This is a genomic window from Streptococcus mitis (genome assembly GCF_946190155.1).
GTDB classification, from domain to species: Bacteria; Bacillota; Bacilli; order Lactobacillales; family Streptococcaceae; genus Streptococcus; species Streptococcus mitis_CL.
Genome location: NZ_CAMHZL010000009.1, coordinates 58,456 through 78,042, shown reverse-complemented (window position 1 = coordinate 78,042; position 19,587 = coordinate 58,456). Strand labels below are relative to the sequence as shown.

Here is a 19,587-nt window from a genome sequence, read left to right as displayed (position 1 = left end):
GGGTGGTGCGAAGGTTTATGACTACGATACAGCACGTGACCAAGTCTACACTGTAACCCTTTCAGAACGTGTTGAACGTGTAACACCGAAAGATCCTAAACCACAACCAAACACCCCAGTCAATCCAGGACAACCAAATACACCAAATTGGCCACGTACTGTCGAGAGAATGGAGAAATTGACTCAAACAATAACTCGTCGTATCAACTTCCGTTACCTTAAAAATGGAAAAGCTGCATATGGAACGATTGATCAACATATCAGCTATGAAAGAAATGCTCTTGTGAATTTGGTTTCTGGTGATATCAATTATGAACAATGGAAGATTACTGGTATTAAAAACCAAGATGTTGTAGCTCCAGTAGCATCTCAACCATCAGCTACAACTCCTACAGTAGCAAATAATAGTGTAACAAGAGTTGTAAGATCATCTAGTGTAAGACTAGCTTTAGCTCCACAAGTTACTAATTCTCAAGAGTCTCCATTAGGCTTAACTGTGACAGAAAATGGTGAGCGTTCAGTACGTCGTTCATCAAGAGGTAAACGTGCCACTGTAGCAGAGCCAGATAGTTCAACTAATTCAGAAGCTGATTCATCTGTTAATGCAGTGTTCAAAGCAGTACGAACTCCTATTACACCAAAATTCTATGCTACTGTGAATAAAGTAGGAACGATGGAGGTTAACCCAAATTCTCCTCAAGATACAGAAGTTAATGTCGACTTGAAAGAAATGGGACGTATTGTAGCAGTTAATAATAAAGGACAATATATCAATGAACAAGGAGAGGTTGTACAAAACATTGAAGACGCTCTCTATAAGTACTATGATAATGATCCAAACGATGCAACAAAAGCAGCGGAAACAAAAATTCCTGCGGCTCCAAAATTCCATGTATTAAATAATACGCAACCAACTGTTTGGGGATATAATATTGTTGACAAGACAATCGAACCAAATGATGAATCTGATCCTGATCGTATCGGAAAAGATACCTTTGTAACATATAATGAAATTATTGATCCAGTATCTAAGGAAACAGAGCAAACTGTGAGCTTTACTGGTGCAGATTCTGCAACTCCTAAAGATAATGTGCAAAATGATTTTGTCTTCAAGGGATCATATAATGAAGCGACTAAAGAAACAACTTGGGAAAACAAGAACCATACCTATGGCATAGTTAAAGTCCCAGTTGTGGCAGGATATTTTGCTGATAAATCAGAAGCTGGTGCTAAGACAGTTACGCCAGATTCACCAAAAGCAACAGATACAGTTACATATAAAGCTTTGGGTAAAATCATTCCAGTAGATGCTTCTGGAAATGTGATTGTAAATGCTCCTCAACCACAATACATGAATGATGCAAATGATCCTCGTAAAGCTGGAGAAACTGCAGTACCTGAAATTGTAGGCTACAAACCAGAGCGTACAAGTGTCACACCTGAAAATCCAGGTGAAGATACAAAGGTAATTTACGTCAAGAAAGATCAAGTTGCAGTGGTTCGTTATATAGATGTTGATAATAAGGATGAGGTCGTTCATACAGACAATGTTACTGGTAAATCTGGAGAAAAGATTGCTTATACGACAGAAACTGTTTTGAAATCATTGATAGAAAAAGGGTACTTATTACAGAAAGATGGTTTCCCTACAGATGCAACTTTTGATACAGATGAAACTAAAGTTCAAGACTATACAGTTCTATTGAAACATAAGATCACTGTTAAAAAAGATGTTCCTAAAGTAGTAGAGAGAACGATCCATTATGTATTTGCAGATGGTACAAAAGCAAGTGAAGATCACCATGATCAAGTAAGTTTTTCACGTATGTTAAGTATCGATAATGTAACAGGTAAAACTACAAGTACATCTTGGGTTTCTGAAGATGGAGTAACAAGTTTTGACGAAGTGGTGTCTCCAACCATTGCAGGATACAATCCTGATCTTGCTAAGGTAGATTCGGTTCAAGGAATTACAGCAGAAACTGGAAATCAAGTTGTAACTGTAACTTATAGAAATGTTCAACCAATTCCACAAGTTACACCAACTCCGGTTCCAACGCCAGCTCCAGCTCCAAAAGTGCCATCAGCAGTTCCAACGCCAACGCCAGCTCCAAAAGAGGGAGAAAAAGACCTTCCAAAAACTGCAGGTCACTCTTCTGGTATGGCTCAAGCTCTAGGAGTGCTTGGTCTAATTGCTGGATTCAGTTTAGTTGGAAAAGCAAAACGAGATGAATAAAATCAAAACAAAACTCTAGACAACAAAATATTGGAAGTGTAGTGTTTTAGGGAGTGAGAATGTATGTCAATACAGCATCAATTCCACTCCCTTTTTTATCATAAAAAGTTAGAGAGAAAATATATGTATTCAAGAGTAAAACGGAATCAAATGAATAAGGTAAACAAGTATTCCATTAGAAAATCAAGTTTTGGTGCAGTATCTGTTGCTGTAGCTGCCTTGATGGTTTTTGGTACTTATTCAAATGTGAGTGCAGATGAACAGAAAGTAGATTCACATCGCACTGAAAAAGAAGAACAAAAAGTCTCTGAAAAACCAGAAGAGATCAAGCAAGAGAAATCTGAGGAAAAAATAGCAGAATTACCTTCAACTCTTCAAGCTCCAGTTTTGGAAAAAGAAGAATTAGATATCAATGCCCTTCTAAAGAAGGAAGCAGAGTCTAAAGTGGCAGCTGAGACAAAAAATTCTGACTCAAAAGAATTCACTTCTAAAGAAGTTAAGTCTAGTGAAGAAAAAACTACCTCACCTGCTTCAAGTGAGAAGGTAAAAGAAGAAAAATCAGTCGAAAAAACTACCTTGGAACAGGTTGTATCAGAAGCAGAAGTTTTAAATCAAGTTGCTGTTCGTTATGCTCAAGAAGCAGATCGTAAAGTTGAAGAAAAAGCCTTGGTTCAAGAAGCTGTTAAGGCAGCAACAATTCAGATTTCACAATCAAAATCCTTGTTGAAAGATTCATCTGTTAGTGCAGAAAATCTTAAGACTCAATTAAATCAACTGTATTCAGCTATTGAAACAGTATATACTGAGTTGCAACGTGCAGGACACGGCAAGAAAATTAGCGCTAATCTATCGCCAACTCAAATACAGGATGTAGCTATCGATAATGGAAATATTATTGCCAGTGGTACAATCGACATGGCCGACCGTGTAACTTCAACAGGTATTGCTGATTATCGCTTCCAATTAAAATTTAAAAATGGTACCTATCATAAGGGGGATATCTTTACAATTGGTTTGAAGGAATTGCCACAAGATAATAATCTTCCTCAAAAATTGGTTGCTGAAGGTAAAGTATTTGCAGAACGAGTGAGTCTGGTTCAGAAAAATGATAATACCAAAGCTGGAAGCCTTTCATACTGGGCTTCACGTGGAGACCGTGACGTTGCTTTGGACACAAAAGAATCATGGGATTTAGTTGACAAAGGGAGTCATATTGAAGCAACATACCGTTTTACTGACGAAATTGAACGCTTAGATGATGTTACTTTTGAACTTCAATACAGAGGTGGAATTCGTTATCCTCGAGTGAACGTGGATAAGTCTGTAACTGGTGTTATTTCAGTTAATGGTCAAAATGTAGTCACTAAGAATTACACTGTGATTAAAACAGATATAGGAGCACCTAAAGTTTATGATACACCAGCTACAGCTAACTTCACAGGTGATGTTATGTTGGATGATGATGGTAGTATCAAAACATATAACAGCACTCTTCGTATCGGAACATGGAAATCAAACTTTAGTGCAGGGACCCGTTTCACCGTTCGTATCAATGATACAGAATTCAATAAGTTTGCTACTGTCGGTGAATTTGTTGAACGTGGTGCCCACAATGTCGAAATGATAAATACTAGCCCTGATACATCAAGAACAAGGGTAAATCGCCATAATGTTATTTTGGAGGCACCTCGTGAAGAGCCTGGTCAACATGCCAAATTCAAGATTCTTAAGGCAGCAGATAATGAATTAACCTTTGAATTGGTATCTGGAAAGATGTTGGCTGGAAGAACTTATGTATTACGTACAAAAGACTTTGGAGTTGACCGTGTTCCGACAAGTCACACAGTTAATTATCTGAATGAAGCTAGAAATGGTTTTAAATCAAATGTTCCAGGGACATTGACAGTTGTTGATGCCAAAGGTAAAAATCTTACAGACCAATACGAACAAGCTGCTGATTCTGATTGGAAAATTGCCAATCCAGATATGGTAAGAACAGATGGACGCCTTGTATATGGAGATGTAGCCGTTCGATTCGTTGATACTCAAGGGAAAATGCTTCTTCCTGCCATTGCAGCGGTGGAAAATGGAGGTATCCTTCAAGACAAATTCACTACTGTAAGACCATCTACCAAAATTGATACTAGCTATGTAGCTACTTTAGAGAGAAATACAACTGAGACAGAAGTTCAAGAAAACAAAGGAATTCAAACAACATCTATCACAGCACCTTATTTATTGCATTCACCAAATGGTAAATATTATGTCTTTAAAGAATATGCACAGAATGATCGTTTCTATAGCAATACGAAGACATCTGGTACGATTACACGAGCTCAAGCTAACGTGGTAGCTGTGTACGAAGAAGCTAAATTTGGTAAAGTTGATATTCAGTATCGTGATAAAACAAGTCAAGCTATTTTAGAAACATTCAATACACCACATGATAAGAGTTCAAATCTCATTAACTTGTTGGGAAATAACTATGATGTGACTGCTAAAGTTCCTGAACGTTTCGAAAAAGATGGTGTAGTATATGTCTTGTCACAAACACCTGCTAATAGTAAGGGATATTTGACACAGGCTGATATCCATGTTGTTTATGATTATCTTGCTCAACAAAAAGCACAGGTTAAATACCTCAATCAAACAGAAACAAGTCCTAAAGTTTTAGGAAATGTGGATAGTGTAGTTGGTCTTCCAGGTGAAACAATTGTTTATAATTCAAAAACTCGTATTAATCAGTACCTAAAACAAGGATATGAATTAGTACATGATGGTTTTGCAAATGCTAATGATAAACGTTTCGACAGTGAAAAACAAACTGATCAAGTATTCTCAGTTCAATTAATCGAAAAAGTTGTGACTGTTACAGCAGATGATCCGAAACCAATTGCTGGAAATCCATTAGTAGCAGGAGATGCATTGTCACCTGTTTGGCCTAAATCGGTTGAAAACTTAGATACACTGAGAAAAATGACCAAGCAGACGATTCACTACAAATATCAAAAAGATGGCAAACAAGCTTTCAAAGATGTAGTTCGATCTGTAGTTTTTGAAAGAGTGGCGAGAGTTAACCTCGTTACTGGTGCAGTTATTTATGATAATTGGAAAATCACAAGAATTGATGATAAAACAGTAGCGTCAGTGGATACGACTGTTCATAAACCAAATGTCACTCCACAAGGAGTAACAACTATTGCAGCAACTCCTTCTAGTCTAGGGAATGGAATTTCTATCAAACCAGTTTTGACTGTTCCGAATCCAGTTGTTGCATCATCACCAATTGTTGCAAAACCCGTCGTATCGGTAAAACCAGTAACACCGGTTAAACCAGCAGTGTCAACTCCGGCTAAGCCAGCACCTGTAGTTAAACCAAAACCGGTAGCACCATCAACACCAGTCAAACCAGTAATTTCGACACCAGTAACTCCAGCGCCTGTTGCCACACCACAACCAGTTGCTCCAGTCAAACCAGTAGCCCCTGCACCGGTAACACCTGTTAAACCAGTAGTATCTACTCCAGCTACACCAACACCAGCTGTGCAACCAAAACCGGTAGCGACTACTGATTCAAAACCTAGCTTAACTCCAGCTGAAGCCTTGGCTGCAATTAAACCAACAGATTTTTCTTCACAAACATCTGTTAATAAGAAAACAGAGACAAAACCTGTTCCTGGTGGAACGGCTACGACTACAACTACAACGACAACCACTGTTACCTCAAATGCGGCAACAGCGGGTCCAACAACACCGATTGTCACTATTACAACAAATGAAACTGAAACTCATTCAGAGGTGACAAGTGTCATTCATACTGGCACCACTAGCCACACGCATGTGGTCGGAGTTGTTACAAAACCAAACGTAGTTGTTACTCATCCAAAACCAAGTGTTCAGCCTAAACCGCATTTAACGAGACCTCATCATGGACCAGTACACCATGCTCCTTCGCGTCCAGGTAAACAAGTTAAACCGATTAGAACTGGACCAGGAACTCGTGGTCATGCTAGAAGACATCGCTAAATATAAAGTGTTAATACTGATTTAACTAGTAGTATAGTATTAAATAGCACAAAAAATGAGCAACTTTAAATTTAAAGTGGCTCATTTTTATATTAAGGACTTCTTAAAATTCTCTATTTTTTACTGAACTGCGGCTACCAAATCTTGAGCTTGTTTTTCAAGTGAGTTTAGGACTGTTTCTTCAAGAACCAATTTTCCGTCTGCCCAGGCAGAGTCGTTAACACGTGCAGCAGTAAAGTCACCAACGACTTGTGTACGGATGAATGGCAAGAGGTCTTTGTAAATAGCGAAGAGTTGATCGTGACCTGCATTGGCTACAGATGATACTGTGACAAACTTGTCTTGAAGGGCAGAAGCGCCACGTGTATCAGACAAGTCAAGAGCGCGAGATAGCCAGTCAAGCAAGTTTTTCACCGTACCAGGGATAGAGAAGTTATAGACTGGAGAGAAAATCCAGATGGCATCCGCAGCGAGAACTGCTTCACGAGCAGCAGCTACAGCTGGATGTGTTGGAACTTCCAAATCTTGGCTGAAGAGAGGAAGGGTTGAATAATCAAGGTAGCTAACCTCTGCTTTACCAGCAAGTGCTTTCTCAGCTTCGAGAGCCATTTGGTGGTTGAAAGAACCTTGACGTAGTGATCCGACGATAAATAATACTTTTTTAGACATGATGTGTCTCCTTTTTCTTAAATTTCCGAGAAGTCTCTCGTTGTTATAAAATATATTACAACAAAACAAAAGGACTTGCAAGAAATTTGCTCAGAGTTTATTTGAAAATTATAAAATTGCTGAAACTCTAGTCAGTTGCCACTGGAAAAGTAAGAACTGTTTTTTGGATTTTAGTTTTCTTTGATTTTATAGGAGTATTCCAATATTCTCTTGTAATATAATGACATAAGTGCTAAAATAAACAAGAAAACTAGCAATAGAAACCGCAGAACAGCTATTTTCCGGTATCATTTCATAAATCATTAAAGGAACAATAATGGCATTGAAGAATGCTTCTAAAAGGGGTGGAGATCATGTAAGGCAAAGATTAACAAGTGACGGACAAAAGAAATAATAATACACTTGTTAAGGAGAAAAGATGTTAATAAGAAATTATCGGAAAAATATTGGCCTGATGGCCGGAGTTGAGTTTTTTGCATTTCTAGGGATTACCAGTTTTTGGATTCTCTTTCTCAGTCAAAACGGAATGTCTCTTTGGCAGATTGGACTTCTGGAGAGTATTTTTCATACGACCAGTCTTCTCTGTGAAATTCCATCTGGTATGTTAGCTGACCGCTATTCCTATAAGACCAACCTTTATTTAAGTCGTATAGCAGGGATTGTGTCTTCTATTCTTATGTTGGCTGGGCAGGGAAATTTTTGGATTTATGCGCTAGCTATGGCGATAAGTGCCTTGTCTTATAATTTTGATTCAGGAACAAGTGCAGCAATGGTCTATGACTCGGCTGTAGAGGCTGGGCTAAAGGAGCGCTATCTATCCATTTCAAGTTTCATGTCAGGAGTAGCAGAAGGAACTCGTTCTTTGGGGACAGTGTTGGCGGGATTTTTTGTCCATGGTCAATTGCACCTGACCTACTATATCATGATTGCCACTTCTATCATAGTTCTTGTCTTGATTTGGATGCTGAAAGAGCCCAGTGTCAAGCTAGAAAAAACTGATAGTGTGACCATGAAACAGATTATGTGGACTGTTAAGGAAGAGTTGGAGCGAAATCCCATGCTCTTCAACTGGATGATTTTGTCTCAGATTGTTGGGACACTCATGTGCATGTTTTATTTTTACTATCAAAATCAGTTACCGGATTTAAGTAGCTGGCAAATTTCAGCAGTTATGCTACTTGGAAGTCTCTTGAATATCGTCGCAGTCTATCTAGCGAGTAAGATTGGAAAGAGATATGCCGCCTTGAAGCTTTTCCCTATTCTCGTCCTGCTGACTGGAGTTACCTACCTGCTGTCCTACTTTGGAACACCTCTAATCTATATTTTGGTTTATTTGATTAGTAATGCTCTATATGCTCTTTTTCAGCCGATTTTTGATAATGATTTGCAAGAGCGGCTCCCAAGTGAAGTAAGGGCAACCATGCTGAGTGTCTACTCTATGATGTTTAGTCTAAGTATGATTGTCTTCTTCCCACTGACAGGCTGGTTGATTGACAATTTAGGCTTTGTAGTAACATTTCTTTATCTAGGATCCTTTTTAGTCATGATTAGCCTTCTACTGACTATCTTTTTAGGAAAAATGGCTAAAAGAATAGATGATAAAATGATTCCATAGATTAAAAGAATTTCTGAAAACTTGAGTGCAAGCTCAGGTTTTTTAATACGGTGATTTCGCTTGTGTCTATGCTTTTCTCTCTCGGTTTTAAACAAGAAAAATCGGTTTACTTTGAAGGAAGAAATAAAATACAATTGTTCTTGCATTCACTTGTAATAAAGCCCAATAGATGGTAAAATAGACGAGTGAAAACAAGACAAAATAAAGCAAAAAATAATCTACTGTGGCAGTATGGTCTAGGGATGACGATTTTATTTGTGGTTATCAGTGCTTCCTTTCTGTATCTGGTTTCTCTCGGCATGAAACCCTATCAAACAGCTAAAAGTGAAGGAGAAAAATTAGCTCAGCAGTATGCAGGATTAGAGCAGGTTGATCAGGTTGATTTATACAATGGCTTGGAATCTTATTACAGCGTTCTTGGTCGTAATAAACAGCAAGAAGCACTTGCTGTCCTGATCGGAAAAGATGACCATAAGATCTACGTTTATCAGCTAAATCAGGGTGTGTCACAAGAAAAAGCAGAAGCTCTTTCTAAGGAAAAAGGAGCTGGCGAGATTGACAAGATTACCTTTGGCCGTTATCAAGATAAGCCAATCTGGGAAGTCAAGTCAGGCTCTAATTTTTATCTAGTAGATTTTGAAACAGGAGCATTGGTCAATAAGGAGGGCCTATGAAACTATCCAATCGTGTTTTAGAAATGGAAGAAAGTGTGACTCTGGCTAGTGATGCAAGAGCAAAGAAGTTAAAGGCTGAAGGAAAAGATGTACTTTTCTTAACTTTAGGTCAGCCCGATTTCCATACTCCCAAAAATATTCAAGATGCAGCTGTTGCAGCCATTCGAGATGGACGTGCTTCTTTCTATACGGTAGCTTCAGGTTTGCCTGAGTTAAAAGTAGCAGTTAATACCTATTTTGAGCGTTATTATGGTTATTCCGTAGCAGCCAACGAAGTCACATTTGCTACCGGTGCTAAGTTCTCACTCTATACTTTCTTTATGGCTGTAATCAACCCTTTAGATGAGGTTATTATTCCAACTCCATACTGGGTTAGTTATGGAGACCAGGTCAAGATGGCAGAAGGGATTCCAGTCTTTGTTCAAGCTAAGGAAGACAATCACTTTAAGGTGACCGTAGAGCAGTTAGAAGCAGCTCGTACAGATAAAACTAAGGTTTTGGTGTTGAATTCGCCATCCAATCCGACAGGAATGATTTACACCCGTGAGGAACTCTTGGCTATCGGAAATTGGGCTGTTGAACATGACATTCTCATCCTAGCAGATGATATTTATGGTCGTTTGGTCTATAACGGGAATGAGTTCGTACCAATCTCTAGTCTATCAGAAGCCATTCGCAAGCAAACCATTGTTATTAACGGTGTATCAAAAGCTTATGCCATGACAGGTTGGCGAGTAGGTTATGCAGTGGGTGATCCAGAAATCATCGCTGCTATGAGCAAATTGACAGGTCAAACAACTTCTAACCTAACTGCTGTTTCACAATATGCAACTATCGAAGCCCTAACTGGACCGCAAGATTCTGTGGAAGTTATGCGTCAAGCATTTGAAGAACGTCTCAATACCATCTATCCACTCTTGTGTGAAGTCCCTGGTTTTGAAGTTGTAAAACCACAAGGAGCTTTCTATCTCTTTCCGAATGTCAAAAAAGCTATGGAGATGAAAGGTTATAGCGATGTAACAGCATTTACAACGGCTATTCTTGAAGAAGTTGGTCTGGCCTTGATTACAGGAGCAGGATTTGGAGCGCCAGAAAATGTGCGCCTCAGCTATGCGACAGACCTAGACACGCTTAAAGAAGCAGTTAAACGCTTGAAAGCATTTATGGAAAAATAAAAGAAAAAGAAAAGGAAAAATAATGACAAAACGTGTAACGATTATCGATGTAAAAGACTATGTTGGTCAAGAAGTGACGATTGGTGCTTGGGTTGCCAACAAATCAGGAAAAGGAAAAATCGCTTTCTTGCAATTGCGTGATGGAACAGCTTTCTTCCAAGGTGTGGCCTTTAAACCAAACTTTGTAGAAAAATTTGGTGAAGAAGTAGGACTTGAGAAGTTTGATGTTATCAAACGCTTGAGCCAAGAAACGTCTGTTTATGTGACAGGAATTGTCAAAGAAGACGAACGTTCTAAGTTTGGTTATGAGTTGGATATTACAGACATCGAAGTGATCGGTGAATCTCAAGATTACCCAATTACACCAAAAGAACACGGAACAGACTTCTTGATGGACAACCGTCACTTGTGGCTCCGTTCTCGCAAGCAAGTAGCAGTGATGCAAATCCGTAACGCGATCATCTACGCAACTTATGAATTCTTTGACAAGAACGGCTTCATGAAGTTTGATAGCCCAATTCTTTCAGGAAATGCGGCAGAAGATTCAACAGAACTCTTTGAAACAGACTACTTCGGTACGCCAGCCTACTTGAGCCAATCAGGTCAGCTTTACCTAGAAGCAGGTGCTATGGCACTTGGTCGTGTCTTTGACTTTGGTCCCGTATTCCGTGCTGAAAAATCAAAAACGCGCCGTCACTTGACTGAGTTCTGGATGATGGATGCAGAGTACTCATACTTGACACACGATGAGTCGCTTGACTTGCAAGAAGCTTATGTAAAAGCTCTTCTTCAAGGTGTTCTTGACCGTGCGCCTCAAGCTTTGGAAACCTTGGAACGTGATACAGAGCTCTTGAAACGCTACATTGCAGAGCCATTCAAACGTATCACTTATGATCAAGCTATTGACCTCTTGCAAGAGCATGAAAATGATGAAGACGCTGACTACGAACACCTTGAGCATGGTGATGACTTTGGTTCACCACACGAAACATGGATTTCAAACTACTTTGGTGTACCAACATTTGTCATGAATTACCCAGCAGCCATCAAGGCCTTCTACATGAAACCAGTTCCTGGAAATCCAGAGCGCGTGCTTTGTGCAGACTTGCTTGCTCCAGAAGGCTATGGAGAAATCATCGGTGGATCTATGCGTGAGGAGGACTACGATGCCCTTGTCGCTAAGATGGATGAACTTGGCATGGATCGTACAGAATATGAATTCTACCTTGATCTTCGTAAATACGGTACAGTTCCACATGGAGGATTTGGTATCGGTATCGAACGTATGGTAACCTTTGCAGCAGGAACAAAACACATCCGTGAAGCTATCCCATTCCCACGTATGTTGCACCGTATTAAACCGTAAATAAATATATAAAAGTAAAAGGTCAAATTGGCCTTTTATTTTTTATGATGAAATTACACAAAACAGCGATTGATATATATATATATATATATATAGAAAAATCCTCATATTTTGTACATAAACGTAGACAGTTTAGTTGAAATAATGTTATAATGTAAATTAGGGATTAAGTACCTAAGTGTAGTTGCTTTAATGTATAAATTAAGCTGGAAATGGAGGCGTTGTTTAAATACTTGGGTGTAATTCCGTAATTAACACATATTTTAAAAAAGGAGAAAACATGTATTCAAGAATGGAAAAATACCATGGTAGAAGAGCTCAACGCTTTTCTATTCGTAAGTATAGCTTTGGTGCCGCTAGTGTTCTATTGGGAACTGCTCTCCTATTAGGAACAAATGCTGTCAAAGCTGATGAGACGAACACTGGTTCTGCAAAGGCTACAGAAATTACAAATCCTGATAAACAGAAACCTGATTCAGCCATAACAACACCAGTTGTTGAAGAACTTCCAGAATTAAAGCTTGATGCTGTAAAAGCAGATGAAAAATCTGAAGTAAAAGAAGAAGCTAAACCTGTAGCAGAAAAAGAAGTTACTGATAAAGCTGCAACAGAAAAATCTGATAAAGAGCAAGCTGACAAAAAAGAAGTAGCTAAAGAAAAAACTGACAAAGAAACATCTGAAAAAGCTGAAACAGTAAAACCTAAAGATGAAGTGAAGACAGTTCTTACTCAATTGACTTCAGAAGCAGAAGTAATGGCAACAGTTGCTTCAAACTTTTCAGATAAGGAAGCTAAAGATGTTGAAGCTAAACAAAAATTGTCAGCTGCAATTGCTGCTGTTAAGTTAGAAGCAGTAGCATCTAAAGGTTTACTTTCATCTGATGCTTCTAAAGATCAGATGGTAGCCCAAGTGAACCGTCTTTCAGCCGCAATTGAAGCAGTTTATGCTGAAATGAAACGTGCAGGCCATGCAGGTAAAGTTGAAGCTGTATTAGCTGAAACTCATACTGGTAAAGCTCTTATAAAAGAAGGAAAAGCCGTAGTAAACGTTCAAAACGCTTATATTACTATGAATGCTGATAATTCAGCACCAACGGCATGGGGAATAGAAATTTCTTTTGACACGTCTAGAACTCAAAAGGGTGATACTACTAAAATTGAATTAAAAAATTTAGCAGGATTTGGTGATGCATTCAAGGTAGGAACACCAATAAAAGCCGCGGATGGTACAACGATAGGTGTGGTGAAATCTGCTGCCCAAAGTAATTCTACAGGTAACAAAGGTACAACAAGTCCATATTGGGCTCAACGTATGAAAGATGGAATGACTTATGAAGAACGTCTTGCAGAGCAACCAGCTATTCCCAATGAAGTAGGAACTATTACTTATACAATAGAATGGAACGAAAAAGCTAGTAATTATCCGGTTACAACATATTCTGTTGAAAATTTAACAGGTAGTGGATATTATGCTCCTCAAATTTCTAAGGATACAGAATACACTGCGGAGATTAAGGTAGATGGCCAAAAAGTTCTGGAACATACTTACATACATAAAGCAACTAAGCCGAGTGTTCAGAAGCAGTCGACTAGTGTCTCTTTGTTGACTGACAATGGTGTTAACTATAATGGCTCTTCACTTGTGAAAAAGAATGATTCTGTAGTTATTAATACAGATACTGATGTTCGCTATAGCAAAGGATCTAAATTTACAATTGATTTACCAAATGATGAGTTCACTTATTTCCGTGAATTGGGAAATGGAAAGAATTCTATTAAGAGTTCAGAAGTGACATATAGGCCATCTAACCGTTGGTCAAATGTTCAAGCTAATCAAAATAATGTTTGGATTCTCCAAGATGGCCGAGATACAAGCTTTACATTAAAAGCTACATTGAAATCACCAACTCGATTGGAACTAGAAGTCATTGATGGTGTTATTCAAGAGGGTTCAACTGTCTCTATGGCTTTAGATAAGCTAGGGATTGAAAAAGTATTGACACCTCGTACCTTCTCAGATGATTTTTCAAAAATAAAATATGATGAATTAGGGCGAGTTGCTAAGGGAAGTACAGTTGGTAATGACAAAACTAGCGCAACTTTATCAGTTACAGGCGGGACTCCATTAAATGGTCAAACAGAAGAAATTGCTACTAAAGTTAACAATGGTTGGGAAGTTAGTGTTATACCGAATGGTTCAACCACTGTTGAGACTGGGGCAGTTACTTTAACTTTAAAAGATTTAGAAACTGGTAAAATTATTGGATATATACCGACAGAATATAATGGATATGCACCTCTTAAGGAAGATGGTACGTATGAAACAAAAAATATTCTAGGTAAAAAATATGATGTTACGAATCAAATTCCAGATTTGGTTAAACCTATTGCTGGGGTTGATTATATATTAGCTGAAATTCCTCCAAAAGGTCCTGCAGGAACTATTAATGTTAGTGATAAACGGATTCGTGATATATATACTGCAGATGAAATTACCGCGGCTGGTTTGAATCCTAATGCTTATGTTAACAATGTTATTTATTCATATGTTAAGAAAACTAAGGTTGAAGAAGTAAACCGTACAATTAAGTATGTGTATGCAGACGATGTTAAAAATCTTGCAGGGCAACAGGTGTTTGAACCAACTAAACAAACAGTAAGTTATACAGGTACTGTCAAATTAAATTCTGATGGTAAAGCTGCAGTTGACTCCAATGATAAGCCTATTTACGTTAATTGGGTAGGTAACGGAGATACAAATCTTCCAGAAGTAACAGTACCCCAAAAAGAAGGTTACATTGCAAGTGTAGAAAAAGTTCCGGTACAGCCAACAACTGCAACAGATGAAGATTACGAATATGTAGTAACTTACTCACCAATCCAAAAAGCTAAAACAACATTTGTCTACCAAGACAAAGATGGTAATGTTAAGCAAGTGGAAGGTAACACGCCAATCTCTGAAACAGGTAAAGGTGGAGACAAACTTACAAAAGCAGATGAAATCGCTGCGAGAATCAAAGAAGCTCAAAACAAAGGATATGAAGTAGTTTCTAATACATATCCAACAGATGGCGTCTTTGATAAAGATGTTGACACTGATCAAGAGTTCACAGTAACACTTAAAGAACGTGTTGTACCAGTTACACCAGATCAACCAAAAACACCAGGGACACCTGTTGATCCAAACAATCCAGACGGACCTAAATACCCAGCTGGATTAGAAGAAAAAGATCTAAACAAAACAGTAACACGTACAATCACATACGTATACGAAGATGGAACTCCAGTGTTAAATGAAGATGGAACACCAAAAACAGTAACACAAGAAGCTAAATTCACACGTGAAGCTAAAGTCAACTTGGTTACAGGTGAGGTTACATACGGAGATTGGACACCAGCACAAGATTTAGCTGAAGTTAAATCACCAGTAGTTAAAGGATTCTTAGCTGACAAAGCAAGTGTACCAGTAGTAAACGTAACAGGTGATTCTGAAGATATCAAGGAAGTAGTAACCTACAAACCACTTGGTTCATGGGTACCAAACATCCCAGGTCAACCAACAAACCCAATTAAGTATCCAAATGATCCAACAGATCCAACCAAACCAGGACAACCAACAGAAGTAGTACCATATGTACCAGGATACACTCCAAAAGATGGCAATGGTCAACCACTTAAACCAGTAGATCCAAACAATCCAACTAAAGGTTATGAAGTACCAAGTGTCCCAACTAACCCAGGTGAGGATACACCAATCAACTATGTGAAGGATACACAAAAAGCTAAAACGACTTTCGTAGATGAAAAAGGAAATCCAATTCCAGGTGTTGATGCTATTACTGAAGAAGGTGACTCAGATACACCACTTACAAAAGAAGCTGAAGTAAAAGCTAAGATCAAAGAACTTGAAAACAAAGGATATGAATTAGTTTCTAATACATATCCAGAAGGTGGTAAGTTCGATAAAGATAAAGACACTGATCAAGAGTTCAAAGTAACGCTTAAGGAACGTGTTGTACCAGTTACACCAGATCAACCAAAAACACCAGGAACACCTGTTGATCCAAATAACCCAGACGGACCTAAATACCCAGCTGGCTTGGAAGAAAAAGATCTAAATAAAACTGTCACACGTACAATTACTTATGTTTACGAAGATGGAACTCCAGTATTAAACGAAGATGGCACTCCAAAAACAGTAACACAAGAAGCTAAATTCACACGTGAAGCGAAAGTTAACTTGGTTACAGGTGAGGTTACATACGGAGATTGGACACCAGCTCAAGACTTGGCTGAAGTGAAGTCACCAGTAGTAAAAGGATACTTAGCTGATAAAGCAACAGTACCAACTACAAAAGTAACTGCAGACTCAGAAAACACTACAGAAGTGGTAACATACAAACCACTAGGATCATGGATTCCAAACATCCCAGGACAACCAACAAATCCAATCAAGTATCCAAATGATCCAACAGATCCAACCAAACCAGGACAACCAACAGAAGTAGTACCATATGTACCAGGATATACTCCAAAAGATGGAAATGGTCAACCACTTAAACCGGTAGATCCAAACGATCCAACTAAAGGATATGAAGTACCAAATGTCCCAACAGATCCAGGAAAAGATACAGTAATTAACTATGAAGCAAATGACACTAACCTAGTAGTTAAATATGTAGATGAAAATGGAAAAGAACTTAAACCTACAGAAACAACAAAAGGAAAAGTAGGAGATGAGTACACTACAGAAGGAAAAGTGATTGACGGATACGTATTAGTACGAGTAGAAGGTGAAGCGAAAGGTAAGATTGGTAAAGACGGTTCAACAGTAACTTATGTTTACAAGCCACTTGGTTCATGGGTACCAAACATCCCAGGACAACCAACAGACCCAATCAAATATCCAAACGATCCAACAGATCCAACCAAACCAGGCAAGGATAAACCAGTTCTTCCGTACGTGCCAGGATACACACCTAAGGATAAAGACGGTAATCCGTTGAAACCAGTAGATCCAAACGATCCAACCAAAGGATATGAAGTACCAAGTATTCCAACAGATCCAAGTCAAGATACACCAATCAACTACGTAGCAAACAAAGCTAACCTAGTAGTTAAATATGTAGATGAAAAAGGCAAAGACCTTCTTCCTGCAGAGACTACAGAAGGTAAAGTAGGCGATGAGTACGCTACAAGTGGAAAAGTTATCAAGGGTTATGTTCTTGTTCGCGTAGATGGAGAAGCGAAAGGTAAGATTGGTAAAGATGGTTCAACAGTAACTTATGTTTACAAACCACTAGGATCATGGGTACCAAACATCCCAGGTCAACCAACAGACCCAATCAAGTATCCAAATGATCCAACAGATCCAACAAAACCAGGACAACCAACAGAAGTGTTACCATACGTTCCAGGATTCACTCCAGAAGATAAAGATGGCAACCCACTTAAACCAGTTGATCCGAAAGATCCATCAAAAGGATATGTAGTACCAAACATCCCAACAGATCCAAGTCAAGATACAGTAATTAACTATGTAGCAAACAAAGCTAAACTAGTAGTTAAATATGTAGATGAAAAAGGCAAAGACTTAATCCCTTCAGAAACAACAGAAGGAAAAGTAGGAGATGAGTACACAACAACTGGAAAAGTAATTCCAGGACACCTACTTGTTCGTGTAGATGGAGACGCTAAAGGTAAGATTGGCACAGATGGTTCAACAGTAACATACGTTTACAAACCAATCGGATCATGGATTCCAAACATCCCAGGACAACCAACAGACCCAATCAAGTATCCAAATGATCCAACAGATCCAACAAAACCAGGACAACCAACAGAAGTGTTACCATACGTTCCAGGATTCACTCCAGAAGATAAAGATGGCAACCCACTTAAACCAGTTGATCCGAAAGATCCATCAAAAGGATATGTAGTACCAAACATCCCAACAGATCCAAGTCAAGATACAGTAATTAACTATGTAGCAAACAAAGCTAAACTAGTAGTTAAATATGTAGATGAAAAAGGCAAAGACCTTCTTCCTGCAGAGACTACAGAAGGTAAAGTAGGCGATGAGTACGCTACAAGTGGAAAAGTTATCAAGGGTTATGTTCTTGTTCGCGTAGATGGAGAAGCGAAAGGTAAGATTGGTAAAGATGGTTCAACAGTAACTTATGTTTACAAACCACTAGGATCATGGGTACCAAACATCCCAGGTCAACCAACAGACCCAATCAAGTATCCAAATGATCCAACAGATCCAACAAAACCAGGACAACCAACAGAAGTGTTACCATACGTTCCAGGATTCACTCCAGAAGATAAAGATGGCAACCCACTTAAACCAGTTGATCCGAAAGATCCAACAAAAGGATATGTAGTACCAAACATCCCAACAGATCCAAGTCAAGATACAGTAATTAACTATGTTCCAAATCCTAGGGAAGTAGAAAAACCTGCTAAACCAGCTCAACCTTCTAAATCTTCTAAACAAGAAACACCTAAATATGTTGAAGGTCAAAAAGAGTTGCCTAACACAGGTACAGAAGCTAGCGCTAGTCTAGCATCGCTCGGACTTCTTGGAGCACTAGGAGGGATTGGACTTCTTACTCGTAAGAAAAAAGAAGATTAAATCTAATTAGATTTTCTAATAAGAATAAGGAGTTGGATGGAATATCCGCTCCTTTTTCTTATAGTTTGAAACTATAAGATAGCCTAAAAAAGAAGTGTTAGAGGGGATTAGCAGTTTTTGGTATAATGGAAGATATTTGAAAGAAAAGAGAAGTGATATGACACAGATTATTGATGGGAAGTCTCTAGCAGCTAAGTTACAAGGACAGCTGGCTGAAAAGACAACAAGATTAAAGGAAGAAACGGGGCTAGTACCTGGTTTGGTAGTGATTTTGGTTGGGGACAACCCTGCCAGCCAAGTCTATGTTCGCAACAAGGAGAGGTCAGCCCTTGCGGCTGGTTTCCATAGTGAAGTTGTGCGAGTTCCAGAAACCATTACCCAATCGGAATTGTTAGACTTGATTGCCAAATACAATCAAGATTTAGCTTGGCATGGGATTTTGGTCCAGTTACCTTTACCCAAACATATCGATGAAGAAGCGATTTTGTTGGCCATTGATCCTGAAAAGGACGTAGATGGTTTCCATCCCCTGAACATGGGGCGTCTTTGGTCTGGTCACCCAGTCATGATTCCTTCAACACCTGCAGGAATTATGGAAATGTTTCATGAATATGGAATTGATTTGGAAGGTAAACATGCGGTCGTCATCGGTCGTTCCAATATCGTTGGAAAACCTATGGCCCAGCTTCTTTTGGCAAAGAATGCGACAGTGACTTTGACCCACTCACGGACTCATCATCTTGCTAAGGTGGCTGCTAAAGCAGATATTCTCGTAGTAGCAATCGGCCGCGCCAAGTTTGTGACTGCTGACTTTGTCAAACCAGGTGCGGTAGTCATTGACGTTGGGATGAACCGCGATGAAAACGGAAAGCTCTGTGGGGATGTGGATTATGAGGCAGTTGCCCCACTTGCTAGCCATATTACGCCAGTTCCTGGAGGTGTCGGTCCTATGACCATTACCATGCTAATGGAGCAAACTTATCAGGCAGCACTTAGAACATTGGATATAAAATAGGAAAAAAGAAGGTAGAATAATATTTTACCTTCTTTTTATGTAGTGTATGTAACTGAATGCAGTCTATAATGATATGAGTCCATAAACTATAAATTTAAAGTCTAAAACTGTTATTAATGCAATTAAATATGTATTGGAAAGTGCCTAGAACCCAAAGCTACTTTCATTGCACCT

At 38.8% G+C, this 19,587-nt stretch carries 9 protein-coding genes; 8 read left to right on the top strand and 1 reads right to left on the bottom strand.

Going from position 1 to position 19,587, the window contains the following annotated elements:
• Together N8O80_RS07975 and N8O80_RS07970 are read left to right on the top strand one after the other, a co-directional pair.
• Window positions 1-2,236, top strand: a 2,236-nt coding sequence (locus N8O80_RS07975) for a mucin-binding protein (protein WP_419991853.1), incomplete at its 5' end; no start/stop codon positions are given.
• 123 nt (window positions 2,237-2,359) lie between these two features.
• Entirely contained in the window at window positions 2,360-6,262 is a 3,903-nt protein-coding gene (locus N8O80_RS07970; RefSeq protein ID WP_261027726.1) for a mucin-binding protein, read from the top strand.
• Between the two features lie 120 nt (window positions 6,263-6,382).
• Here the strand turns inward: N8O80_RS07970 and N8O80_RS07965 are convergent, their stop codons facing one another.
• Entirely contained in the window at window positions 6,383-6,931 is a 549-nt protein-coding gene (locus N8O80_RS07965; RefSeq protein ID WP_261027723.1) for an NADPH-dependent FMN reductase, read from the bottom strand.
• A 418-nt stretch (window positions 6,932-7,349) separates the two neighbouring features.
• Here N8O80_RS07965 and N8O80_RS07960 point away from each other — a divergent pair, with 418 nt between their 5' ends.
• From N8O80_RS07960 to N8O80_RS07935, 6 genes are all read left to right on the top strand, one after another.
• Window positions 7,350-8,546 carry an MFS transporter gene (locus tag N8O80_RS07960; protein ID WP_261027720.1) on the top strand — a complete coding sequence of 399 codons (1,197 nt, stop codon included), beginning with the start codon at window positions 7,350-7,352 and terminating at the stop codon, window positions 8,544-8,546.
• A 185-nt stretch (window positions 8,547-8,731) separates the two neighbouring features.
• Window positions 8,732-9,220 (top strand): cell wall elongation regulator TseB-like domain-containing protein, encoded by a 489-nt coding sequence (locus tag N8O80_RS07955; RefSeq protein ID WP_261027718.1) that lies wholly within the window; start codon window positions 8,732-8,734, stop codon window positions 9,218-9,220.
• The gene (locus N8O80_RS07950) at window positions 9,217-10,395 is read left to right on the top strand and encodes a pyridoxal phosphate-dependent aminotransferase (protein WP_261027717.1); all 1,179 of its coding nucleotides are present in this window, start codon (window positions 9,217-9,219) and stop codon (window positions 10,393-10,395) included. Before N8O80_RS07955 ends, N8O80_RS07950 begins: the two co-directional genes overlap by 4 nt.
• Before the next feature lie 22 nt (window positions 10,396-10,417).
• Window positions 10,418-11,761 carry an asparagine--tRNA ligase gene (gene asnS, locus N8O80_RS07945; protein WP_419965932.1) on the top strand — a complete coding sequence of 448 codons (1,344 nt, stop codon included), beginning with the start codon at window positions 10,418-10,420 and terminating at the stop codon, window positions 11,759-11,761.
• 280 nt (window positions 11,762-12,041) lie between these two features.
• Window positions 12,042-18,398: a mucin-binding protein gene (locus N8O80_RS07940; protein WP_261027716.1), complete on the top strand. Its 6,357-nt coding sequence runs from the start codon at window positions 12,042-12,044 to the stop codon at window positions 18,396-18,398.
• A gap of 157 nt (window positions 18,399-18,555) precedes the next feature.
• On the top strand, window positions 18,556-19,413 hold the full coding sequence (locus N8O80_RS07935; RefSeq protein ID WP_033681548.1) for a bifunctional methylenetetrahydrofolate dehydrogenase/methenyltetrahydrofolate cyclohydrolase: 858 nt from the start codon (window positions 18,556-18,558) through the stop codon (window positions 19,411-19,413).
• Window positions 19,414-19,587 lie beyond the last annotated feature (174 nt).